The organism is Bacillus sp. FJAT-22090, from assembly GCF_007676755.1.
In the GTDB taxonomy this organism is placed as follows: domain Bacteria; phylum Bacillota; class Bacilli; order Bacillales_A; family Planococcaceae; genus Psychrobacillus.
The window spans coordinates 1-23,596 of record NZ_VEBK01000019.1; the positions used below are offsets into that span (position 1 = coordinate 1).

Sequence of the window (23,596 nt, forward strand, 5' to 3'; positions counted from 1 at the left end):
CATATAAAAAATAGAAAGGGTTTCGAAATACGACCATTTCGAAACCCTTTTGTCTACAATCTGTAGCGAGTAAGTGACAACTTACTCGCTTCTTTAGGGTAAATCTCTTAGATATATGTAAACTAGGTTATATTGTAAATATATTAACCCTTACTATCTTGCTCTTATATAATCCATAAAAATCTTCTTTATTATAGCTAACTGATCACTCGGTGCTAAATCATCATTTAAAAAAGGAATTCTTTTAAATAACGAAAGCTTTCTTGAAAATAATCCGAAAGCATTTATCACAGCAGCTAAAACATCTTTGATTGAGTTATCTGATCGAATAGAACCATCTTGCATACCTTCTTCTACTATAATCGATAATACATCCACTATTTTTTTTCGAACTTCAATATAATCCTGATAATTACCAAGCTCCCCAAGTGAGGTAGAAGCATAACTTTCAAATGCTTCAAGCAATTGAGTGTATTCCAGGTTTTCTGGTTCAACGTCCGAGATGAAATGATCAAATAGCTTTTCAACCTTTTCAAGGCACGTACCATTCATAGAAGCAACCGATTGAAAGACAGATAAATAACCTTCCAATATATTTACAGCAACAGCTATAATCAAATTATCTTTTTTAGGGAAGTAGCGGAACACTGTTGCAATTCCAATATTCTCTTCATCCGCAATATCCTGCATCGTAGTTTTTTCAAAGCCTTTTCTACTAAAAACTTTCCCTGCAGTCTCAATAATACTCTTCATTCGTTTATTTTTTCCTTCTTTTCTTTCTTGTTCCCATCTACTTTGAGGTTTCACATGTACAGCTCCCATTCCAACGTCATTACTGTTAACGATGCTATCAAATAACCCTAGAATCGTCAATTTGGTCACCTATAAGCTAATTAATTGTCGTTTATGAAAACTAGAATTATACTATCACTATAGTGATGATAGTCGTACTATCACTAATAAAATATATGATGGGGAGAGATTTAGATGTCACGATTAAAAAACAAAGTAGCAATCATTACAGGAGCAGCAAGTGGACAGGGCGCAGAAGAAGCAAGATTATTTGCCCGTGAAGGAGCAAAAGTAATAGCAACAGACGTACAATTTGATTTATTAGAGACAGTTGTGAAAGAGATTAAGACAAATGGTGGGGACGCTATCGCTATAAAACATAACGTAACATCGGCAGACGACTGGAAAGTGGTTGTCGAAACAGCAGTGAAGGAATTTGGAAAAGTTGATATTCTTGTAAATAATGCAGGAATTACTGGTTTAATTACTCAGACGATTGAAGATTTAGATGAAGATACTTGGGATAAAATCCTTGATATAAATACAAAAGGTCCATACCTAGGCATCAAAGCCGTCCTTCCAGAAATGAAAAAAGCAGGCGGTGGTAGTATTGTTAATATTTCTTCACTTTCAGGTATTAACGGAGTAGGTAATGCCGCTTATAACAGTTCAAAAGGTGGACTTAGACTTTTAACAAAAAATGTGGCACTCGATTATGGAAAACATAATATTCGAGTTAACTCCGTGCATCCTGGTACAATCGAAACTCCAATGATTGAGATGTTTACTAGCAATAAAGAAGTAAGGGAAATGACACTAGCTGGCATCCCTTTAAATGTACTTGGTCAAACTTCAGATATCGCATACGGAGTTCTATATTTAGCTTCTGATGAGTCTAAATTTGTTACTGGAATTGAATTAATTATAGATGGTGGATCTATTTTACACTAATTTTTTAACATAATATTGCTGTAATCAAAAAGCGAAGGGAATTGAATCCCTTCGCCTTTTGATTATTATAATGCCGATTAAGTTTTAAGAAATTGAATTTTGAACTGGTGTTTCCCGATGCTGAATATGACTTGCCACCCAAGCGATGATTCCAGCCACAACAAGATAAGCTCCTAAAATAAATAATTGGTTTTGCAACTCATGCCAATTACCTAAAGAAATTACCTCTTGAAGGCTTTTGAGTGAATGAGCCATAGGCATCCATTGTCCTATCGTACCTAATATAGGATTCTGAAGTTCCATTGGAAATGTTCCGCCACAAGTTGCCAGCTGGAACACGAGAAAGGTAACAGCTAAAAACTTTCCAACTAATCCAAATACAGTTATCAGCATCAATATAAATGTCATAAAGGTTAGTGATACAACGATAGTTGAGAGTGCAAACAGTGGAATACTTGCCACTTCCAGCTTAAATACACTTAGAATAATGATATCTACAATAATCGCCTGAACAAACCCAATCGTATACACCAATCCTAGTTTATTGACCAAATGTTGGCTTCCATTTACAAGCGGCTCTTTTCTTCTTCCAAGAGGAAGGATGTTTGATGCCATAATACCACCTACGAAAAGAGCAAGTGACAAGAAGTAAGGAGCGATACCTGATCCATAGTTGGGCACATTGGTAATATTCTTCTGTTCCAATATTACTGGTTCAGAAAATTTATTAGACAATGAATCACTGATTTTGACGCTGGATGTTTTATCTGCCGCATCTTTTAGTTTAGAAGAAAGAGTATTTGCCCCATCAGACAGCTGGCCCAGTCCGTCCATAATTTTCTCTGTGCCTATTTTAAGCGGTTTTGTACCATTCGCTACTTTGTTTAATGCATTGTTTAGCGAAGTATACCCTTCACCCCATTCTCCAAAGCCATTGTTGAATTTTTCTGCACCCGATGCTAACTCTTTAGCCCCCGTTGCTGCCTCGCCAAGCTTAATAGAAAATTTGTCTAAACCAGAATTTATACTTTCCTGTCCAGCAGCTACCTTCTGTGCTCCCTGTGAAAGCTGATTTTGCCCTGCCTGAAGCTGCCCAGTGGTTTCCGCTAGCCCATTGGCAATTGCTTGGAGCTTTTGAAATTCTGGATCTTCTCCCACTTCAGAATGCGACTTACTGTATGCGTTTAATTGGTCCTGAAGAAGTTTCGCGGCTTCAGTTGCCTTTGTTTGTCCTTCAAGCAGTTTTTCATTGTTGGAAGACCATTGCTTTACCCCAGCAGTAACTTGCTCTTCACCTATTTTAAGCGTATCAAGTCCACCTGAGAGCTTTCCCATACCTTCTGCTAGTGAAGAAGAACCCTTTTTCAATTCAACTGCACCCGAAGATAGAGACTGCTCTCCATTTAGAAGCTTATTGCTGCCTGCTGTCAATTGATTCATTCCTTGATCAAGTTGGCTATATCCATCATTCAGCTTAGCCATAGCATTTTTGGCATCATTACTTCCCTGATGAAGCACATTAGCTCCATCACCTGCTGCCTTTAAACCCTTTGCCAGTTCACTGAATTTAGTAAAAATCCCATCTGCATAAGTTTTTGTAATACTTTTTGAAACCTTTGTGTTTATTTTTTCTACTGCAGTTGAACTGATTTGAGAAGCAACAAAGTTACTTCCCGGATTCGTCTTCGAGATAAGTTTTGCGGGAATCGGATGGTCATCCGTTAATGTACTAATATTTTTTGAAAACTCTTTTGGGATTGTAAGTACCATATAATAGTCTCCATCTTTTAATCCCTTATTGGCTTTTTCCTCCGAAACAAAGTGGAAGTTTAGTTCCTTATTTTCCTTTAGTTCATCAACAAAATCTTTCCCTGCTTCGATTGGATCATTACCCATTAAAGCCCCTTCATCTTGGTTAACAATTGCTACGGGCAGGTTATCTAATTTACCATATGGGTTCCAATATCCTGCTAAAAAGAAACCCACATAGATTAAAGGTACAAGTATTAGAAATATTAAAGCTATGCGTCCATGGGGATTTTTCCACATTGCCATGAAATCACGCTTAATCAGCTGTAAACCTTTCAATCAATCACTTCCTTCATTATTTTCACATCTTATCTATAGTAGTTATTTTTCTGCATAATGTATAATACATAATTATCTATGGAATAATAGCTTTTAGTCTATCCGGGAAAGGATTGCTTTATATGGAACTCTTACAGCTTCATTATTTTCGCACAGTCGCAAAGCTAGAGCATATTACAAAAGCTGCTCAACAGCTGCAAATAGCCCAGCCCTCCCTAAGCAAAACGATTTCTAGGCTAGAAGAAGATTTAGGTGTGCCGTTATTCACCAGAGAACATCGTCAAATTAAATTAAATGAGTTTGGCAAAGTTTTTTTAAAACGAATAGACAAGGTTTTTTTGGAGTTAAATGAAGGAAAAAGAGAAATTTTAGAACTAGCCAATCAGCAAGAAAATAAAATTACTCTTGCCGTTACGATCCCGCGTGTTCTTCCGGATCTCCTACAGGCATTCCTAACCAAGTATCCGAATGTAAAGTTTCAACAATTTCTTCAGTCTACTTCTTCCATGCAAGTACAACTAGCCGAAGGAAAAATAGATTATTGTATTTCTTCAGTTCCCATAAAGAGTCCCGATATCATCTGGGAGCCACTAATAACCGAAGAAGTTTATCTTATCGTTCCCCCTGGCCATCCTTTTTCTGGGCGAGATACAATTAGATTGGCAGAAGCAAAAAATGAATCATTCATCAACATGCATACTGGCTACGGATTCCGAAATCTTACCGATCAGTTTTGTCAGGAAGCTGGCTTCGAGCCTCATATAGCCTTTGAAGGGGATGATTCAACAGTTATTGGGGATTTGGTAAGACAGGGATTAGGTATTGCTTTTGTTCCGGAAATTACATTGCTTCATCAGTTAAACCAGTTTCCACACAGTCTTCGTATTACAGAGCCGAATTGCCTGAGAACAATTGGGATAGCCTGGTCAAAAGATAGACATCTGTCGGAGACTGCCCAGCAATTCAGGCAGTTTGTAAAAGAATACTTTAAAGCTCTATCTACTAAGCTCAATAAAAATAATGGATAGCGTAAATAAACCTCTCATATTTTTTTAAAAATTTCCTATCAGTTACACTAAAAAAAGGAGAAGAGAAATATCATCCAGATAACCCCTCTCCTCCCTTTGTAGTTTATATAAGTGAACTTCCTCTTAATATCAACCAGGCCCTACATTATTGGATTTTAACTGACTATACTTATTTGCAGAATAAGCATAATCTCTCTTGTAAACCTACTAACACTTCTTTTGGTATTTCCCTGACCTTGATATCGTTTCCTAGGAAAAGCAGCCAATTTGTAATTTCGGTCAATTCTTCGGAATTATTAACATTGATAAAAGTCTTTAAAATGGCTGTCGTTTGGTAAGGATTCGTATAGGAAATAGAAATTTTTAAAGGGTGATGTTTTTTGAACTGGGCAATCGCCTTTGGACCTAATTCAATGACAAGATTAACTACTTCTTCCTGCTTACTTAGTTTTTCTAAAATTTTTTTCTTGCTTAGTCTTTTTTTCGAAGGATATGATTCGACACTGATGAGATTGTCGACAGGAAAAATCCACCTTTCTTCATTCTTTAAGTCAAAGCATTCAATCAGCCAAATGCCTTTTTCATGATAAAGGTGCAAAAGATAAATTGCATAAGACTTTATTACCTTCTCTTCATTGGTGGTAATCAATAAATAGCTATCCAAAAGAAGGATTTGGATGAGTTTTTCTAGCATAGGGTTGGGTAAGTCTGACAGATCAAGTAAGTCGGGATTATAGGGATTGGTCCCTTCAAAAAGCAAGATCTGATTTAAAAGAACAAGGTCATCCTGTTGGTTTTCTGAGATGAGTCCTAGTAACTTTTCAGCTAAAGACTGTCGACTCTTTAGATAAGGAAGTTGTTGATTTCTTGTGGCCATAAAGGCAATAAAAAGAGCTTTAATTTCATTATCGGTAAATCGAACAGTGGGCAGGACAGAATTATTCATGACAAAATAACCCCCATCCCTTCCAACTTCTGCGACAAGTGGCATCCCCATGGCTTCAATTTCTCTAATATCTCTAATAGCTGTCGAACGTGAGATGTTAAATTCGCGCATGATTTCAGAAATGGTAAAGTGGGCGCGGTTGTTGATATACCTCATAATGATATTAATCCGTTCAACTTTTTTCATCGGGACCTCCTAAACAGTATCACTTTTTGACATGATTTAAGGCTATTATAAACTTATCAAATAAAAAGAAAAACTATTTGGTAAATTAAAAAAAGGAAGGTTTTGAACATGACAAATTATAACCTAGAAGAAAAAGAGAGCTTTACCGTTTTAGGAATTGGAACTGAGCTTAAAAGCGATTACACTGACTATGCCGGGATCAATAGGGAAAAGGCGGACTTTTGGAAGACCGTCAGCCAAGATGGAACACTTGATACTTTAAAAGCCATAGCCAAAAATGATTACATTTTTACTGTAAACGAAGCGGTGAATAACAAGATGATGCATTATGCTGGGGTCATGACAGAAAAATCGGTACCAGAAGAATCTAGAGTTATCCAATTTCCTAAAGGGGAATACCTTGTTGTAAAAGGGGAAGCAGAGACGGCTGAAGCGTTGAGTAATATGCTTACTGGTATTGCCTTTGGGCAAGCATTGCCAGAAGCAAAGAATGTTGCCTATGTTGGTGGACCAAATGCATCGGTTGAGATGGGACAAAGAAACGGCTTATTTTTTGGTGAAATGTGGATTCCCGTTGTTAGGAAATAAGTGATAAAAGGAGAGGTGTAAATGTCTTATATCGTTGATTTTAAAAATGTGTCTACGTTTGGCTTAGAGTCTTCACCGGTAGTAGAAGCACTTGCTGGTTTACGAGCTAATGAAGCCCGTTACTTTATGAACAAATATAAACATGAATTTACGGTTGTGCCCGCTAGCGAGTCCCGCGATACTCTTGATTATGTGAACCGAATATTGAAAGAAGAACGAGATATTGAGTTCGCGGCCAAACCTTTAGAAACTTCCCATTTTCAAGTGGAAAATATCCAGTTTTCCTACGTCTTTTATGAGGATGGTCTTGCACTCAATGTCATGTACACGGTTGATGACCCTAAGAAACGGGCAGTTGGTTTTAAACTATCCGAGGGGATGGAGATACCGAAGGAGTTAGAAGGAAAGTTTAAATTTGCTAGGCAGAAGTCTAAACTAGCTGGAACAATTCGGGGCTCGTTCTTTGTGATTAAAAAAGAATATTAAAATAAGCAAAACAGCACCTCTCCTGAAATTAGAAGGTGCTGTTATTTTTTCTCAAAAACCTCACTTACTGGTTAAGTAAATTCTATAACAAGGAGTTTCTTATTACTTAGTTTCCTTTCCATCTATAGCGACAGATGATAAACTGAATAAGAATTTTATATAAAGTTTTTTCGTAAAGGAAAGATTTCATGCCAACAATAAAAAAGGATCCACGCGCAGTTCGAACGCAAAGTTTATTGAAACGTGCTTTTATAGAACTGATGGAAGAAAGGGAATTTGAACAAATCACTGTTTCTGAGATCTCAGAACGTGCAACTGTGAAACGAGTTACATTCTACCTTCATTATAAAGATAAAAATGATCTGATGAATCAATGTATTGATGAGATCTTAAATGATTTACATGAAAAGGTGAACAAACAAGTATCATTTCTAGGTAATTTTGATTTTCTAGAAGAACAGCCTCATCCTAGTTTCGTTCAATTGTTTCATCAAATAGGTGAAAATTATCCTTTTTACAAAGCATTACTTGTAACCAATCGCATTCCATCTTTAACCTCGGGATTGTTAGACTTTATTCATGAGTTTGTTTCTGAAGGAATTAATCAAATTGAACCTAACGATCAAAATCTTACGGCCAATCGGGAATTAATTATTAAATATGTGGAATCTGCATTTTTAGAAGTAATCATTTGGTGGATAGAAAAGGGTATGCACTTATCTGAGAATGAGATGGCCTTTCAATTAATGAATCTATCCATTAAAGGACCTTATATTCATAATCCGTTGAAAGACAAATCTGAATAGCTTTTGCACAAAATTCTTACATGAAAAATCCTCCCATAAAATTGAGAGGATTTTTTTTAAATAATCATTAAATTGCAGTCCAGCCACCATCAATGACAAGCTCTGCACCTGTCATAAAGCGTGATTCATCAGATGCCAAGAATAATACACCATAAGCAACATCTTCAGGTTGTCCGAAATAAGGAAGTTGAGTAAATGTTTTGTAGAATGGTAATGCATCATTGAAAGATTCCGCTGTCATTGGTGTCTCAATAATACCAGGATGAACAGAATTTACTCTAATTTTATCTTTTCCATATTCTACTGCTGCTGACTTTGATAAAGAGCGTAAAGCACCTTTTGCAGCGGTATATGGACTTGACCCGGCCATCCCAACAATTCCACCGATTGAGGAAATATTAATCAAAGAACCGCCACCTGCTTTTTGTAATTCTGGAATTACATACTTCATTCCAAGTACACAACCATTCAAGTTAATATCCATAACCTTGTTCCACTCAACCATTTCCATTTGTGTCATTGTTTTTGGACTTGCGATGCCTGCATTATTGACTAATATATCTATTTTGCCATAAGTATCAACCGCTGTTTGTATTACCTTTTTCCATTCTTCTTCAGAGACGACATTATGCTTTAATCCGATGGCTTCTCCACCATTAGCTTTTATTTCATTGATTACCTCTTGTAAAATATCATCTTTAATATCAGTCGCAACAACTTTTGCACCTTCTTTTGCGAAAAGCTTCGCTTCAGCTGCTCCCATTCCTAATGCTGCACCAGTAATAATCGCCACTTTACCAGATAAACGTCCCATTATAATCTTCCTCTCAATTAGAAAACCCTCATATTTTATGTCTCAAAAAATTTACTATAAAAATGACTACCTAGGATAATGTCATTATACATAAAAACGTCTATTTTGTGAATTTATAAACACCGTGTCAACGAAATAACTAATAGCTACTATAGTAAAGACCTTTATTGATAATTTTCACTGTCCTCCTTGCAAGGATTGCTAAGTAAGAGAATAAAAAAAATGACTAAAGCTTGTCCCTAATAGGTTCCAACAGACTTTCCGGCAGTTAATCCATTAATCCAAAAAGGTGTATTCTTCTCTCTTGGAGAAGAATACACCTTTTTAGTAAATTCTATAAACGATAAAACATCCACCTTAAATTTCCAGGCGAGAAGAAAAAGGCAGCCATTTTCCAAAACCTAATTGTAATACAGGTTCTCAGTCGGATATACGGGATCATTGGTGATGTCGATTCCAAGCTTCTTAAAAGTCTGTTCATTTTCCCTATTCATTATAACCGTAGAATGAGCTTGTATGTCTTTTAAGTTTGGCAGTTGCTTATAAGCCAGCTCAGAAGTAGGGTTGGTGACTGCACTGATTGCCAGTGCAATCAGGACTTCATTGGCGCTTAGTGTCGGGACTCGACTGTTCAAATCATCTGTTTTCAACCGTTGAATCGTCTGCAAAATCATCGGTGACAACAAATCAATTTCATCGGCAATATTGGCCAATTTCTTCAACCCATTCAGAATCGCGGCAGCCGAAGCATCCATCAAAGTTGTCGTTCGACCGGTGATCATCTCGCCATTTGGCAGTTCTATCGCAATTACTGCTTGCAAATTCGTGCTGTCAATTCTTTCTTGGATTGCTTTAGCATAATTACGGGCCGGCAATACAGGTGCCCGATCCTCTTTCTTCAAGTCAGTCTCTTCCAGCATCACTTGCATGTGGCGTACACTATCTTCATCGACAAGCCCTTTTTTATAATCGTTCTCTACGACGAAACTGCGCCGAATGATTTCCTGCCTAGCAGCCTCCTGCACGACCATATCATCGGTGATTCCCGATTTCAGACGATTAACACCCATATCGGTCGGTGAGAGGTAAACAGACTCTTTACCAGTAATTCTTTCAATAATTCGTTTGATGACAGGAAACGTCTCAATATCTCGATTGTAATTGATCGCTACTTTTCCGTATGCTTCATAGTGATAATTATCAATCATATTCACGTCTTTCAAATCGACAGTTGCCGCTTCATAAGCGATGTTTACCGGGTGCTTTAAGGGCAAGTTCCAAACCGGAAACGTCTCAAACTTGGCATAGCCGACTTTATTCCCCAGTTTATTCTCATGGTATATTTGGTTAAGGCAGGTAGCTAGCTTTCCACTGGCCGGACCAGGTGCCGTTACTACTACGATTGGCTTTGTCGTTTTAATATAGGGATTCATCGCAAATCCCTCCTCGCCAATTACTGCATCTACATTTGTGGGATAACCTTTGATTTCACTGTGGGTGTAGACGCTAATTCCGTTTCTCTCTAGCTTGGTCATAAATACTTTGGCTGTTGGCTGTCCTTGATAACGAGTGAGCAAGACACTGTTGACAGAAATGCCATATGCCCGGTATTCATCGATTAAGCGCAAGACATCTTGGTCATAAGTGATACCGTAATCTTCACGGACTTTGTTCCGCTCGATGTCTCCAGCGTACACACAGATGATGATTTCCGCATTATCTTTCAGCGTATTCAATAATTTAATCTTGGCATCTTCATCAAATCCAGGCAAAACACGCTTGGCATGTTTGTCGCCTATCAATTTTCCGCCAAATTCCAAGTAAAGTTTATCATACTGCTGCACCCGTTCTAGGATGTAGGCAGATTGTTCTTGCAAATATTTCTCCGAATCAAATCCGATTTTTTTCATTTAAATTCCGCCCGCCTTCTATACTTTAAGCTTTCTCTTAAACCGATAGATAAATACGCCTTAAGAGAAAATACTAACTAAAATCCATCTTTTATCATTATTAAGCTTTGAAAAAAATGTCAAAGAAAAACCTGCCCAATCCTATATCTCCAATTAAATGTTTAACATCCATAGCATTTAGATTATCTTTCTAATCAGATGCAATGTTAAGCAAATCCAAATAACGACGAAAACCCACTATTCCATTTTCATTAACTGAGTTAATTTGATTTACCGGCGTAAGGAAAACGTTAGAATTCGGTTTAATAACTATATTATCTTTAGCATTTGTACAAAACATGTATAAGTTAGAGTTTATTTCATATTATAAACCTCATTTACTTATGGTACGGTTCTCCCTTGATAATCCGAAAAGCTCGGTAAATCTGCTCTACCAGCACCAGCTTCATCAATTGGTGAGGCAAAGTCATTTTACTAAAGGATAACTTTTCATCGGAACGTTTCATCACATCTTCATGTAAACCAAGAGATCCACCGATAATAAAAGCGATTTTACTTCGTCCATAGGTCATTAAAGATTCTAAATCACTTGCAAGCTGTTCGGAAGATTTCATTTTTCCTTCAATGGCAAGTGCAATCACGTATGTGTCTGCTCCTATTTTTGCAAGAATCCGATCTCCTTCTTTTTTCTTAACGATTTCCATGTCAGCTTCACTTAAATTTTCGGGTGCTTTTTCATCTGGTACTTCAATAATGTCTATTTTTGTATAAGCTCCTAATCGCTTTGTGTATTCTTCTATCCCCAATTTTAAATACTTTTCTTTTAGCTTCCCGACCGATACAATTTGTATATTCACAGGTTATCCACCTTTACATTTCATTTACAAACAAGTTATGCACAATACTTATACACATATCCACAACAGTTATCTACATATTGTGTCATCATTTTCATTTGCTACAATATATATTGCACTCGTTTCACAGTATGTGCACTTTGTGGATAACCTTTCTTCCTCTTTTAATTTTTCTAGCATTGGGAAAGTTTTTTGCTCTGCGACGAACATGTCTAAAGCCTGATTTATATGGGTTTCACAACTGAATTTTCTCAATATTTAACTTCCTTTCGTTTTCCGAATAATTTAATTAGTTATACACAATACGTTCTATCTTATCCACAATCTATTTTATCAAATGAAAAACGAGTAGGAAAGACAAGCTTTTGTTTTCCCACTCGTTGTGTAAATCTTTTATTTACTTTTAATAGTTATCCACATGTTTATAATGAATTTGTTTCCTTTAACTTCATTGTTAGTTCCACTATTTTTCCTTGTCGATAAACTTTCACTTTTAACTCATCGCCAATTTCTTTTTCATTGTATAGATGTTTTCGTAAATCAATACTATTTTCTACCTTTTTCCCATCCATTTCTACAATTACATCATATGTTTTCATACCAGCTTGAGCTGCTGGAGTATTTTCCACTACTTGATCTACTACTACTCCAGTGGTTACTTCTGCTGGTAATTTTAAAGTGTCACGCTGATGGAAAGCTGGGACATTTGTTAAATCTACCATTGTAATCCCCATAGAAGGACGATTTACTTTTCCATTCATCTCAAGGTCTTCAATAATTGGGAGTGCAGAGTTTACAGGAATTGCTAACCCCATTCCTTCTACAGCAGCCTCAGAAATTTTCATGGAGTTTATCCCTACAAGTTGACCCGCCAGGTTGATCAATGCACCACCACTATTACCTGGGTTGATAGCAGCGTCTGTTTGTAAAACTTCTGCTTGCCAATCCTCTACTCCATCTTCGTTTAAATCTACTGGGATTGCCCGGTCTTTACCAGATACAACACCGGTGGTAACAGAACCGTAAAAGTCTAGTCCAAGCGGGTTACCGATAGCGATTACTGTTTCACCCTGCTTTAATGCATCTGAGTCACCAAATTCAATTACGGAATCTACTCCAGCATCGTCTATTTCTAACACAGCTAAGTCTGTCCAAATGTCACTGCCCACTAATTTTGCATCTACCTTTGTTCCATCGACTAATGTTACTTCTAATGATTTTGCCCCTTCGACTACATGATTATTTGTAATAACGTAGGCTTTTCCACCTTCTTTTTTATAAATTACACCTGAGCCTGTTCCTGCCTCTTGCGTTGTTTGGGATTGACTCCAAAAGTTTGATACCGATTGAATATTTGTTATCCCCACTACAGCACCAGATGCCTTTTCTACTGCTCCAGTCACATCCGTTGTTACATCCACCGAAAGTTGTTGCGTTTTTGTATTCGTATGAGCCGAGTTAGTCGCATTGTTTGTTGGTAGGTTTGTTACAACAGAAGGTATTAAAAACCATACTAGTAACGCACCAACAAGTACACCTGCTAGGCCACTAAAAAAGTAACTTGCTAAACCTCTTTTCTTTTCTTTTCTATACTCTCTTTTTTGCTCTGTTATTGGTTCTTCTTGCGGTCTTTCTTGTGGACCGTATGGATTGTTTGGTTCCATCTTTCATCTCCCTTTCTTTTTACATCTATATTTGTAATATTAATTTACCCAATTATTATTAAAATAAGATGAAAATTAATTTAAAGTAAAATAAAAAAAGTTCTAAATAGCTATTAAAGCTTTTTAGAACTTTTTTATATTAAATATCAATGATTAGACAAGTACTAATTCAGTTGGCACGTTAGCATCCGTGTCATGAAGATGTACATATTCTCCAGCAATTATCCCGCAAGATTGCAGGGTTTGCGCGACACTCATTCTTGCTAAATCTTTCATATTATTGTCTCTACTTAAATGAGATAGATAAATATGCGTATTTTTTGTATCTACTACTTCACTCATTGCAACGGCTGCATCCTCGTTTGATACATGTCCTACATCGCTTAATATTCTTCTTTTGATAGACCAAGGATAACGTCCCATTTGAAGCATGCTTACATCATGGTTACTTTCAAAGACAAAAGAGTCTGCCCCTTTAATATGTCCCTTCATCCGATCACTAACATAACCAGTGTCTGTAATTAATACAAGCTTCCGACCATTTTCATGAAATATATAAAACATTGGGTCTGCAGCATCATGTGATACAGCAAAAGATTGAATATCAATCGTTCCAAATGTCTTAACTGTTTCCATGTCAAATTGAAATCGCTGTTCTATCGGTACATTACCAATATGGGAATCCATTGCAGTCCATGTTTTTTCATTCGCAAATATAGGAATTCCATGTTTTCTAGCGACGACACCTAACCCTTTAATATGGTCACTATGTTCATGGGTGATGAAAATTCCCGATAACTTTTTCATATCTCGATCGATTTCTTGAAAAAGTTGCTCCATTTTCTTGCCACTTAGTCCTACGTCTACTAGAAAAGAATGCTCCTCGTTTTCCACGTAAATAGCATTTCCACTACTACCGCTTGCCAATACACTAAACTTCATTTATTAAAACTCCTTACTTTACTTCTGGTTCTTCAGGCTCTTCTGGTTTTTGGGGGATCTCGATAATTCTGCCTTCTACTGCATTTACAAAATGTTCTTCTATCGTTCCGTCCGTGAGCTTAGCGGGAATATACCATGTTGGTGCAAATACTTGCGTCCCCTTAATTTGGGCTAATGTATAATACCCTAGTTTAATATCTTCAACAGTAGAATCGGGTTTTAAAAGTGAACGTCTATACAAAGAATTAATAGTCTGCATAGGCTGTACTAATTTTTTCGATTTATTATAGTCCTCGAGTTTGTCCAATATCGTCTGTTCATATCGAACAAGTTCCTTATCTTCGTTCCAATACAGAATAACTTTTGCATTTTGATTGTAAAAAACGAGTCGATTATTTACTTTTTGAAAAAATGTGGCGGACTGTTTCTCCTCATCTATTTTCCAAAAGCCATATGAGTCACCACGTAGAATGTTTTCTTGAAGTAATTTTTCTAACGTGTTTTCCTCTGTAATCGGGATAGGTTTTTCGAATGTCCCTATTAATTGATAGCCATCTACCACTTCTAATGTCTGATTCGTTAACTTACTTAAATCTTCTACACTAAAAAGGTGAACATTTCCCGAAACATAGGACGCTTCCTGTACGACCGATTCTAATTTCTCTACTTTAATATTATCTAATAGCAATCGTTCTTCTATAGGTGTATCATTTGGAACTTTCACTTCTGATGCTTCATTATATCTATTAAAATAAAGAGTAAATAAGAATACATTCAAAATAGAAAAAACAATAATAAATATGGTTTTTGTTTTATTCCAATCCAAATTTGCCACCTCCCAGTAGTTCTGGAGTTATACGAATCCATAACCCATTTGACAAGTAATACCAAGCAGGTTCCAAATTCAATAATGATGGCTGATTCTCATCTTTTGATAAATAATATCCTACCATTAATTCTTCAACAGAAGAAATTTTTAGTTCGGTAGAAGTTGCAAGAAAGTCATACATCTCCTGACCAGAAGGCAATTCCATATCTCTCGCTTTAAGAGGTTCCTCCCCTACATTTAACATATAGTATGGTCTTTTATAACGATAAACCTTGTTGTCTCCCCATTGCTGTGTAATCTCTGTCGCTGTATCATTACTAAATACCGGTAGACCTAAAAAGTGAAGTTGATAGCTTATTTGTTGCCTATTTGGATTGATACTATTATATCGATAGTCATCTGTCCATCCATCATGCTCGTTCACGAAGTTCACACTATTTTGGAGGAGGGCTGCAGAATTCCCTATATTTTCGCTCTCAGAAGCCGGATGTACATAGCTTAATTCCTTTGAGAAAAAGTCTATATTCATTAAGGCATTATCATCCGTATATTCTTGTCCACTAGTTCCTAAAGGATTACTTCTTACAAGTCCTGGATTATTAAATAAGGCATTTTTAAATTTCTCTATTGCAATTTCCTCAATATAATACGTCGAACTTACAAAAGTTTCCGGACTTGTAGACACGTATAAAGAAAGATTACCAACTCTTTCGATTTCATTATAAACCGGCAAATTCATTGCTTGTTTTTTTATACTTCCTAAAAATACTTCCTGGTCAACTTTCTCTATTGAAGCTGCATAGATCTTTTGTTTTGTTGTGCTAATAAAATAGATGTTCATTCCTTCAGAAGAAGATTCGTTCCAACCAATAACCAATCGATCAAAAGAAGCACCCTGTGGTAAACTATAGTCCTCAAATTTATGAAAGCTACTATAAGTTTCAAGTGGAACCTCTGCTGGAAAAAAGAGTGTTATGCGATTTGCAGTTTTTATATAGTCGTTAATTTGTTGCATACTTGTTTGGTTGTTTATGAGCTTTACTTTCTGTATTTCCCAGTTTTTCATTAAACCTAATGTTTTTTCTATATCCAATGTCGTGACAGAACCATTTAATATATTTTCTTGGCTAACTAATAGCCGATATGGCTTAATCACATCTTCCATTTTCTTTTTTTCTGCAATAGAAATATTTACGATTGGTGTATCAATCGTATTGTATGAAGGGGAATAGGTCCATATTGTAAACGTCATTGTTAGGCTTAGTAGGATGAGTAAGAGTAAAATAACAGATTTTACTTGTTCAATGTACTTCAATCCCACTCACCTTCCTCATCCATTTCAATTTCTAGTGTAAAAAAGATAGTCGTTCCATGTCCTTCTTCACTTTCTGCCCAAATCCTACCCCCATGAGCTTCAATCATTTCCCGGGCAATTGCGAGTCCTAGACCAGTTCCCCCCATGGATCTTGCTCTTGCACGATCTACTCGGTAAAAACGGTCAAAGATTCGATTAACATTTTCCTGAGGTATACCCATACCTTCATCAGAAATCATCACTGTTAAAGTATGATCTTGAACGGCAACCCCGAACCGGATATTGCCCCCGTCTGGTGAATACTTAATGGCGTTTGAAATAATATTATCAATTACTTGTGTTAGTTTATCCGTATCGATATCCACGTAATATGGATTATTAGATAGAATACGATGGAACGTAACGTTTTGAGACTTAGCTAGCTCGAACCGATCTATGATGCGATTAAAGAACTGATTGAAATTGACAATTTCTCGATTCAAGTCATAATCACTACTATCCATTTTAGATAGTTGTAGCAAATCATTTACAAGTCTTATCATCCGTTGAGTTTCCGTTTGTGTTACTTGTAAAAATGATGGAGCAATTTCTTCATCTCTCCAAGCACCCTCTGCTAGTGCTTCTAAATAACTGCTCATCGTCGTCAGAGGAGTCCGCAGTTCGTGAGAAACATTTGCAACAAATTCTCTTCGTTCCATATCTATTTTTTCTTGCTCCGTATTATCATGTAGGACTGCTATTAACCCGTTAACAAATCCTGTTTCTTTTTGAATAACAGAGAAATTTGTCCGCAATATAAATGGACGTTCCTGTGTGCTTAAATCAAGGTTTAGAGATTCTTTTAAATGAATTAGATCCTCAAAGGAATGAGCATTATCAATCCCAAGTACCGAAGTAATCGGACGATTTAATACCATTTCTCTAGGAATGCGTAATAACCGGATAGCAGGATCATTAATAAGTATAACCCTTCCTTTTCGGTCTGTCGCAATTACTCCATCGGTCATATTTGTAAGTACTGATGCTAGTTTTCTTCGTTCTGCCTCTGTTGTTGACTGGGCTTCTTGAAGACGATTCGTTAAATGATTAAAAGCAATTGCTAATTGTCCAATTTCATCATTACCATATACACGAACTTTTCGTGAGAAATTACCTTTTGCCATAGCTTGTGCTTGTTTTCTCATATCAGATATCGGTCTGGTAATCGTTTGTGCGATTAATATCCCTAAGACAATCGTAATAGCGAGTGCAACGGCCGTACCTCCCGCAAGAATTTGGTTTATCTCATTCATCTGACCAAATACATTTTCGATATTCGACTCAATATATAACGAACCAATTACTTCTCCTTGATACATGATTGGTGTTGCTAAAATCCAAACACGATGTGCTTGCCCGTCGAGTGAAATATTCTCTTGGGCAGTTTCAGAAGTAATAGATAACTTCACTGCTTCATCCATGGAACGTTGCCCAACAATCGATTGGTTGCTTGAATCCGAAGTTGCGAGAATTTGATATCTTGCATCGATAATTCGCACCTCTTTAATATCAAAGGAGTTTAACCCGGATAAAATGGAACGTAGGCTTTGCTCTAAAGTAGTATCTTCTTCGTCTCTTTCTTTTAATATTTCTTCCCTTGTGCTAAATTCTAACAAACCTACACGATCCTTAATAGAATCTTGAAAATTATCCTTTAACGTTTCCTCTAGCTGTTGTACAAAGTATAAACCAATAATTTGCATCGCAATAATGATAAGTAAAATATAGATAAATACAATTTTTACATGAATTGATTTGAAATAACCAACCTTTTGCATTTTTTACTCCTGTTCTGGATTTCGTAAATAGTAGCCCACGCCTCTTCTAGTTACAATCCATGTTGGATGGCTAGGATTATCTTCAATCTTCTCCCGTAAACGACGGATAGTTACATCCACTGTACGAACATCTCCAAAATAATCATATCCCCATACTGTTTGTAATAAATGTTCGCGCGTCATCACTTGTCCGATATGTTTTGCTAAGTAGTGTAATAATTCAAACTCTCGATGCGTGAGTTCTATCGTTTCTTCTCTTTTTAATGCCAAATAGGCATCCGGTTGTATAGTCAATGGTCCAATTACAATATCATTCGTAACAACCTCTTCGCCTTCGTTTATCGTCTGATGTCTACGCATATTTGCTTTTACTCGAGCTATTAACTCTCTCGTGCTGAATGGTTTTGTAACATAGTCATCCGCACCTAATTCTAGTCCGAGCACTTTATCGATTTCTGAGTCTTTTGCGGTTAACATAATGATAGGAAAATCATATTTTTTTCTGATCTCTCTACAAACTTCCATCCCATCTTTATTGGGAAGCATAATATCTAATAACATCAAATCCGGTTGTACGTCTTCTACCTTTTTTAGAGCTTCATCGCCGTCATAGGCGCAAAATACCTGATAACCTTCTTTTTTTAAATTAAATTGAAGTATATCTGCAATTGGCTTTTCGTCATCTACTACTAATATCTTTTTACTCATGTATGGAGCTCCTTTCGCTCTTTTATTCTATATTTTAAACAAATGAATTATTATTTTTAGATCGTTTATATATTAACTCTATCATGCTTTTAAACTCTTCGCATCCTTAATGAATAGAAGGAATGAAGATAGCAGAGTCGATGTTTGTCGAATTATTTCCTGGGAAATTGTTTGAACAAAAAAAGACAGCCAAACTAGTGACCGTCTCTACCTTTTTAGTTTAACACAGATAATGGATTAATCGTAACACCATTTTTTTTCACTTCAAAATGTAAATGAGTACCCGTTGAACGCCCGGTGCTTCCCATTACACCTAGTTTTGAACCTTGGGGAACCACATCTCCTACACTTACACTTATAGAAGAAAGGTGGGCATATATTGTTTTATAACCATTTTGGTGATTCACAATTATACGATTTCCATAGGTGCCATCCTTGCCGGCAGCTTCGACAACACCATTATCAGATGCTTTAATCGTGTACCCACTAGGACGTGCTATGTCAATTCCTTCGTGTTGACGCCCCCAACGATAACCCATTTTACTAGAAATATATCCCCCTTCAGCAGGCCAGGCGAATACGCCAGAACCACGTGAAGGAATAACCTTCGTTCCTTTTAAGACAATATGGTCCTTCGGCTCTTCAAGAATTGTTTCCTCGATAACCGATTGACCTACTTGTACCCCATTTTCTTGACGCACTAAGTAAGTAGCTATTTTCTTCCCATCAGAACCTTCTTGTTTTACTTTTGTATCACCTTTGTACATATCTTCCGTCTCAACAACTTTTTGCGTATGTTTAATAACCTCTTCTGCCTTTTTCTCATATTGAACTTCTACATTAATGAGCGGTTTTAAGACTGTTACATTTAACTCCTGCCCTATTTGTAATAACGTAGAGTCTGTAATACCAGGATTTATAGCCATTAGCTCAGCAGATGTTAGATTATACTTTCCTGCTATTGTTCCTAATACATCGCCAGCTGCTACCTTATATGTTTCTTGTTCTAATGTACCTTCAAGTAGAAGCTTTACTGCATCATCTGGTGAAACAATTTTGTCTGGATTCACTTGTACTGTAACTCCAGAGACTTTTTCTTTTAAAACAATATCTTTAATACGCGTTTCATTTTCTTTTAACTCGGGTAAAGTTTCCATAGAATGTTTTCGCGCTTCCACTGCGTTTAACTCATCTTCCGAAACAAAATGTAATTTAAGTTTATGTACGGCTTCTTGGTAAGCTTCTATGTTTTTGACGCAGACTGCCATCTCGTCATTAACTGATAATGCAAATGCTGTTGCCTCCACTTCAATTAGTTTATCGAGTTTTTGAAGTGTTGTTTCATCATTTGTAGAAGCTGTAAAAACTTGTTCTGATACTACCGATAAATTAGAACTAGCTGTTAAAGAGAGATTCTCGTATTGGGAGTGCGAATCTTGAATTTTTCGATCAATCATTGCCTCCATCTCTGTTCTATCAGACAACGCTCCTACGTATTCTCCATTTGAATATATATGATAAATTTCTTTTAATGTATTACTATCATCTTCTTTTGCAAAAGCCATGTTAAAAGATAAACCTGAAATAAGCAAAATTGATATGGTTGCTTTTATCACTATATTTGACTTTTTGTTTGATAGAACAATTGGTCTATTCCCCTTATGTTCCTCATTCTTTCTTTTCAAAAACATGTTAAAGCCCCTTCCAAAACTAATGAAAACCTTTTTGGCGTATGCTATTTTTCACACTACTCTAATCTAACATATTTGAAATATAGAAGTGTAGTAATTAACGTAGTTGTAAAGAAACTGTATCATTAGTTCCATTATATTCTATTAGTTTACAAAAAAATGAAAATTAATAAGCTATTCTTCTGTTTTTTCGACGTTTACGTTTTGAATTTTTCTAAAATAACCTTATTTTATACATGAATTAACTTTATTCATTGTTATATTTGTCATATTAAAAGTTTAAAACTGCTAAAGTTTGAGCATTTTTTTAGTTAAACGACAAAAAGCTGTCAAAAAGTTTTCACTTTCCAACAGCTTATATAAAAAACAATAGAATATACCTATTTAATTATCTCCAAACACTGGAGATGATATTTGTTTGTGTTCGATCGGGACCAACTGAAAAAATTGAAATTTGTACACCTGTAAGTTGAGAGATACGTTCTAAATAATGACGTGCAGTTGATGGTAGTTCATCAAGTGTCTTACATTTTGTAATATCTTCATTCCAACCTGGAAGCTCCTCATAAACAGGTTCACATTCAGCAAGTATACGAAGATTTGCTGGATATTCGGTGATCAGTTCATCTTTGTATTTATAAGCAGTACAAAGTTTGACAGTTTCTAATCCCGTTAATACATCAATGGAGTTAACTGTTAAATCCGTTAAGCCACTCACACGGGCTGCATGTCTGATAACTACAGTATCAAACCAACCGATTCGACGAGGTCTACCAGTTGTTGTTCCATATTCTTTGCCTACTTCACGGATTTGATTTCCTACTTCATCAAATAATTCTGTTGGGAATGGTCCATCACCTACACGGGAAGTATAAGCTTTACATACTCCTACAACATGCGATATTTTTGTTGGTCCTACTCCTGCTCCTATTGTCACACCGCCGGCTACTGGATTTGAAGAAGTAACAAATGGATAGGTTCCTTGGTCAATATCTAACATTACTCCTTGAGCACCTTCAAATAGTACACGACGTCCTTCGTCTAATGCATCGTTTAATACCTTCGAAGTATCTGTTACATATTTTTCAATTTCTTGTCCATAACCATAGAATTCTTCCAAAATTTCTTCGACTGTGAATCCGTTTGTTTCATAAAATTTCTCGAACATTCTATTTTTTTCTTCTAAATTTCGTTCTAATTTTTCTTTAAAGACTTCATAATCTAGAAGATCAGCAATACGAATACCTACACGAGCTGCTTTATCCATATAAGCAGGACCAATCCCTTTACCCGTTGTTCCAATTTTATTGGCGCCTCTCCGTGCTTCTTCTACCTCATCTTGCTTTAAATGGTAAGGCAATATTACATGTGCACGATTAGAAATGCGCAAGTTTTCTGTGGTGACTCCTCGATCATGTAACCCTTTTAACTCTTTAACCAGTGCTCTTGGATCTACCACCATACCGTTTCCAATAACCGAGATTTTGTCTTTGTAAAAAATACCAGAGGGAATCAAATGAAGCTTGTATGTTTCCCCACCAAAAATAATGGTATGACCTGCATTATTACCGCCTTGGTATCGTGCAATTACTTCTGAGTTTTCCGAGAGAAAATCTGTAATTTTTCCTTTTCCTTCGTCTCCCCATTGTGTTCCAACTACAACTACTGATGGCATAGCCAACACCTCCGTCAGACTTGTTCAGTCCCGATTTAAATCAGAGTAATTGTACCAAGCGACCAGTCTCGAGTCAACTAATAACAACAAAAAACACGAACAATTAATGGTTGTTCCATTAATATGTTCGTGTTCGAATTTATGCCGGTGGTGCTTGATGCTGACTCCAGTCAATATTAACAAACTTGTTAAATTCCTTCACAAAAGCAAGTGTTACTGTACCCGTTGGACCGTTACGTTGTTTTGCAATAATGATTTCAATCATATTTTGATTTTCCGTTTCTTTGTCATAATAATCTTCTCGATATAGAAACGAAACAATATCTGCATCCTGCTCAATAGATCCAGATTCACGTAAATCGGACATCATCGGACGTTTATCTTGCCGCTGTTCCACTCCACGGGAGAGCTGTGATAGTGCGATAACAGGTACTTGCAACTCACGGGCTAATCCTTTTAGTGAACGAGAGATTTCAGAAACCTCTTGTTGACGGTTTGCTTGGCTTCCTCCACTTCCTTGAATGAGCTGCAAATAATCGATTAAAATCATTCCAAGACCAGATTCTTGTTTTAGACGACGACATTTAGCCCGAATTTCATTCACTCGGATACCAGGAGTATCATCAATATAAATTCCTGCATTCGATAGACTTCCCATTGCCATCGTAAGTTTACGCCAGTCTTCTGTTGTTAATGCACCCGTACGCAGTACCTGAGCATCTATATTTCCCTCTGCACAAAGCATACGCATAACTAACTGCTCCGCACCCATCTCCAAACTAAAAATTGCAACATTTTCATCGGTCTTCGTGGCTACGTTTTGTGCAACATTCAAGGCAAAGGCCGTTTTCCCTACAGATGGTCGTGCTGCTACAATGATTAAGTCATTTCGCTGGAAACCAGCTGTAATCCGATCTAAATCACGAAATCCTGTTGGTATTCCCGTAACATCGCCTTTTCGTGTATGGAGCTTTTCAATGTTGTCGTATGTCTCAACTAATACATCTTTAATATGCTTAAAGTCTCCAGCATTCTTTCTGTTAGCGACTTCCATCATTTTTCTTTCGGCTTCTGATAACAAAGCCTCTACTTCATCTTCTCGAGTAAATCCGTCTTCTACTATCGTTGTAGCTACACGAATAAGTCGACGTAAAATAGACTTTTCTTCCACTATCTTGGCATAGTGACTTATATTAGCCGCGGTAGGAACACTATTAGCAATCTCACTAATATAGGAAATGCCCCCAACGTCCTCCAACTCTTTTTTCGCTGAAAGCTCTTCCGTTACAGTTACAACATCTATTGCTTTCCCTTGATCGCTTAATCTTAACATCGTTTGGAATATCTTTTGATGTGCAACTCGGTAAAAGTCTTCTGACATTACAATTTCTGCGGCAGTTATTAATGCTTGTGGTTCTAAAAATATTGCTCCGATGACAGATTGTTCAGCTTCCTGGTTATGTGGCGGCACACGGTCCAACAATGGATCGCTCATTGACCTCT

21 protein-coding genes are annotated in these 23,596 nt (G+C 36.7%); 5 read left to right on the forward strand and 16 right to left on the reverse strand.

Annotation, left to right across the window (positions count from 1 at the left end):
• Positions 1 to 153: 153 nt before the first annotated feature.
• A complete protein-coding gene (locus FS486_RS17695; protein ID WP_144513402.1) occupies positions 154 to 873 on the reverse strand; it encodes a TetR/AcrR family transcriptional regulator in 720 nt (239 codons plus the stop codon).
• A 114-nt stretch (positions 874 to 987) separates the two neighbouring features.
• On the opposite strand from FS486_RS17695, the gene FS486_RS17700 reads away from it, so the two are divergent.
• Positions 988 to 1,743 (forward strand): SDR family NAD(P)-dependent oxidoreductase, encoded by a 756-nt coding sequence (locus tag FS486_RS17700; protein WP_144513404.1) that lies wholly within the window; start codon positions 988 to 990, stop codon positions 1,741 to 1,743.
• Positions 1,744 to 1,827: 84 nt separating this feature from the next.
• On the opposite strand, the gene FS486_RS17705 is transcribed toward FS486_RS17700, so the two are convergent.
• Positions 1,828 to 3,831, reverse strand: coding sequence for a YhgE/Pip family protein (locus FS486_RS17705; RefSeq protein ID WP_144513406.1), 2,004 nt, complete (start codon positions 3,829 to 3,831; stop codon positions 1,828 to 1,830).
• 122 nt (positions 3,832 to 3,953) lie between these two features.
• Between FS486_RS17705 and FS486_RS17710 the strand changes: the two genes are divergently transcribed.
• Entirely contained in the window at positions 3,954 to 4,859 is a 906-nt protein-coding gene (locus FS486_RS17710) for a LysR family transcriptional regulator (RefSeq protein ID WP_144513408.1), read from the forward strand.
• A gap of 169 nt (positions 4,860 to 5,028) precedes the next feature.
• Here FS486_RS17710 and FS486_RS17715 read toward each other — a convergent pair whose 3' ends face one another.
• Entirely contained in the window at positions 5,029 to 5,991 is a 963-nt protein-coding gene (locus FS486_RS17715; RefSeq protein WP_144513410.1) for a helix-turn-helix transcriptional regulator, read from the reverse strand.
• Between the two features lie 108 nt (positions 5,992 to 6,099).
• Here FS486_RS17715 and FS486_RS17720 point away from each other — a divergent pair, with 108 nt between their 5' ends.
• The 3 genes from FS486_RS17720 to FS486_RS17730 all read left to right on the forward strand — a co-directional run bounded on the left by FS486_RS17720 (position 6,100) and on the right by FS486_RS17730 (position 7,871).
• Positions 6,100 to 6,579, forward strand: coding sequence for a GyrI-like domain-containing protein (locus FS486_RS17720; protein WP_144513412.1), 480 nt, complete (start codon positions 6,100 to 6,102; stop codon positions 6,577 to 6,579).
• Between the two features lie 21 nt (positions 6,580 to 6,600).
• The gene (locus FS486_RS17725) at positions 6,601 to 7,065 is read left to right on the forward strand and encodes a phage tail protein (RefSeq protein WP_144513414.1); all 465 of its coding nucleotides are present in this window, start codon (positions 6,601 to 6,603) and stop codon (positions 7,063 to 7,065) included.
• 188 nt (positions 7,066 to 7,253) lie between these two features.
• Entirely contained in the window at positions 7,254 to 7,871 is a 618-nt protein-coding gene (locus FS486_RS17730; RefSeq protein ID WP_144513416.1) for a TetR/AcrR family transcriptional regulator, read from the forward strand.
• Between the two features lie 67 nt (positions 7,872 to 7,938).
• On the opposite strand, the gene FS486_RS17735 is transcribed toward FS486_RS17730, so the two are convergent.
• The 13 genes from FS486_RS17735 to dnaB all read right to left on the reverse strand — a co-directional run bounded on the left by FS486_RS17735 (position 7,939) and on the right by dnaB (position 23,588).
• The gene (locus tag FS486_RS17735) at positions 7,939 to 8,685 is read right to left on the reverse strand and encodes an SDR family NAD(P)-dependent oxidoreductase (protein WP_144513418.1); all 747 of its coding nucleotides are present in this window, start codon (positions 8,683 to 8,685) and stop codon (positions 7,939 to 7,941) included.
• Positions 8,686 to 9,086: 401 nt separating this feature from the next.
• The gene (locus FS486_RS17740; protein WP_144513420.1) at positions 9,087 to 10,595 is read right to left on the reverse strand and encodes a DUF1846 domain-containing protein; all 1,509 of its coding nucleotides are present in this window, start codon (positions 10,593 to 10,595) and stop codon (positions 9,087 to 9,089) included.
• A gap of 377 nt (positions 10,596 to 10,972) precedes the next feature.
• Positions 10,973 to 11,452 (reverse strand): 23S rRNA (pseudouridine(1915)-N(3))-methyltransferase RlmH, encoded by a 480-nt coding sequence (gene rlmH / locus FS486_RS17745; protein WP_144513422.1) that lies wholly within the window; start codon positions 11,450 to 11,452, stop codon positions 10,973 to 10,975.
• 69 nt (positions 11,453 to 11,521) lie between these two features.
• Positions 11,522 to 11,707 (reverse strand): CxxH/CxxC protein, encoded by a 186-nt coding sequence (locus FS486_RS17750; RefSeq protein ID WP_144513424.1) that lies wholly within the window; start codon positions 11,705 to 11,707, stop codon positions 11,522 to 11,524.
• A 167-nt stretch (positions 11,708 to 11,874) separates the two neighbouring features.
• On the reverse strand, positions 11,875 to 13,116 hold the full coding sequence (locus FS486_RS17755) for a S1C family serine protease (RefSeq protein WP_144513426.1): 1,242 nt from the start codon (positions 13,114 to 13,116) through the stop codon (positions 11,875 to 11,877).
• A 153-nt stretch (positions 13,117 to 13,269) separates the two neighbouring features.
• The gene (locus FS486_RS17760; protein ID WP_144513428.1) at positions 13,270 to 14,058 is read right to left on the reverse strand and encodes an MBL fold metallo-hydrolase; all 789 of its coding nucleotides are present in this window, start codon (positions 14,056 to 14,058) and stop codon (positions 13,270 to 13,272) included.
• A 13-nt stretch (positions 14,059 to 14,071) separates the two neighbouring features.
• On the reverse strand, positions 14,072 to 14,884 hold the full coding sequence (locus FS486_RS17765) for a two-component system regulatory protein YycI (RefSeq protein ID WP_144513430.1): 813 nt from the start codon (positions 14,882 to 14,884) through the stop codon (positions 14,072 to 14,074).
• Complete coding sequence (locus FS486_RS17770) at positions 14,871 to 16,208, reverse strand: YycH family regulatory protein (protein WP_144513432.1); 1,338 nt, start codon at positions 16,206 to 16,208, stop codon at positions 14,871 to 14,873. Before FS486_RS17770 ends, FS486_RS17765 begins: the two co-directional genes overlap by 14 nt.
• On the reverse strand, positions 16,199 to 18,019 hold the full coding sequence (gene walK / locus FS486_RS17775; RefSeq protein ID WP_144513434.1) for a cell wall metabolism sensor histidine kinase WalK: 1,821 nt from the start codon (positions 18,017 to 18,019) through the stop codon (positions 16,199 to 16,201). Before walK ends, FS486_RS17770 begins: the two co-directional genes overlap by 10 nt.
• Before the next feature lie 3 nt (positions 18,020 to 18,022).
• Entirely contained in the window at positions 18,023 to 18,727 is a 705-nt protein-coding gene (yycF, locus tag FS486_RS17780) for a response regulator YycF (RefSeq protein WP_144513436.1), read from the reverse strand.
• Positions 18,728 to 18,942: 215 nt separating this feature from the next.
• The gene (locus FS486_RS17785) at positions 18,943 to 20,418 is read right to left on the reverse strand and encodes a LysM peptidoglycan-binding domain-containing M23 family metallopeptidase (protein WP_144513438.1); all 1,476 of its coding nucleotides are present in this window, start codon (positions 20,416 to 20,418) and stop codon (positions 18,943 to 18,945) included.
• A 388-nt stretch (positions 20,419 to 20,806) separates the two neighbouring features.
• Positions 20,807 to 22,093, reverse strand: coding sequence for an adenylosuccinate synthase (locus tag FS486_RS17790; RefSeq protein ID WP_144513440.1), 1,287 nt, complete (start codon positions 22,091 to 22,093; stop codon positions 20,807 to 20,809).
• 139 nt (positions 22,094 to 22,232) lie between these two features.
• Complete coding sequence (gene dnaB, locus FS486_RS17795; protein WP_144513442.1) at positions 22,233 to 23,588, reverse strand: replicative DNA helicase; 1,356 nt, start codon at positions 23,586 to 23,588, stop codon at positions 22,233 to 22,235.
• Between the last annotated feature and the right edge of the window lie 8 nt (positions 23,589 to 23,596).

Excerpts from the sequence above, each read along its gene's own strand:
- FS486_RS17700 (WP_144513404.1), top strand. The coding sequence starts at position 988 with ATGTCACGATTAAAAAACAAAGTAGCAATCATTACAGGAGCAGCAAGT.
- FS486_RS17710 (WP_144513408.1), top strand. The coding sequence starts at position 3,954 with ATGGAACTCTTACAGCTTCATTATTTTCGCACAGTCGCAAAGCTAGAG.
- FS486_RS17715 (WP_144513410.1), bottom strand. The coding sequence starts at position 5,991 with ATGAAAAAAGTTGAACGGATTAATATCATTATGAGGTATATCAACAAC.
- FS486_RS17720 (WP_144513412.1), top strand. The coding sequence starts at position 6,100 with ATGACAAATTATAACCTAGAAGAAAAAGAGAGCTTTACCGTTTTAGGA.
- FS486_RS17725 (WP_144513414.1), top strand. The coding sequence starts at position 6,601 with ATGTCTTATATCGTTGATTTTAAAAATGTGTCTACGTTTGGCTTAGAG.
- FS486_RS17730 (WP_144513416.1), top strand. The coding sequence starts at position 7,254 with ATGCCAACAATAAAAAAGGATCCACGCGCAGTTCGAACGCAAAGTTTA.
- FS486_RS17735 (WP_144513418.1), bottom strand. The coding sequence starts at position 8,685 with ATGGGACGTTTATCTGGTAAAGTGGCGATTATTACTGGTGCAGCATTA.
- FS486_RS17740 (WP_144513420.1), bottom strand. The coding sequence starts at position 10,595 with ATGAAAAAAATCGGATTTGATTCGGAGAAATATTTGCAAGAACAATCT.
- FS486_RS17755 (WP_144513426.1), bottom strand. The coding sequence starts at position 13,116 with ATGGAACCAAACAATCCATACGGTCCACAAGAAAGACCGCAAGAAGAA.
- FS486_RS17760 (WP_144513428.1), bottom strand. The coding sequence starts at position 14,058 with ATGAAGTTTAGTGTATTGGCAAGCGGTAGTAGTGGAAATGCTATTTAC.
- walK (WP_144513434.1), bottom strand. The coding sequence starts at position 18,019 with ATGCAAAAGGTTGGTTATTTCAAATCAATTCATGTAAAAATTGTATTT.
- yycF (WP_144513436.1), bottom strand. The coding sequence starts at position 18,727 with ATGAGTAAAAAGATATTAGTAGTAGATGACGAAAAGCCAATTGCAGAT.
- FS486_RS17785 (WP_144513438.1), bottom strand. The coding sequence starts at position 20,418 with ATGTTTTTGAAAAGAAAGAATGAGGAACATAAGGGGAATAGACCAATT.
- FS486_RS17790 (WP_144513440.1), bottom strand. The coding sequence starts at position 22,093 with ATGCCATCAGTAGTTGTAGTTGGAACACAATGGGGAGACGAAGGAAAA.
- dnaB (WP_144513442.1), bottom strand. The coding sequence starts at position 23,588 with ATGAGCGATCCATTGTTGGACCGTGTGCCGCCACATAACCAGGAAGCT.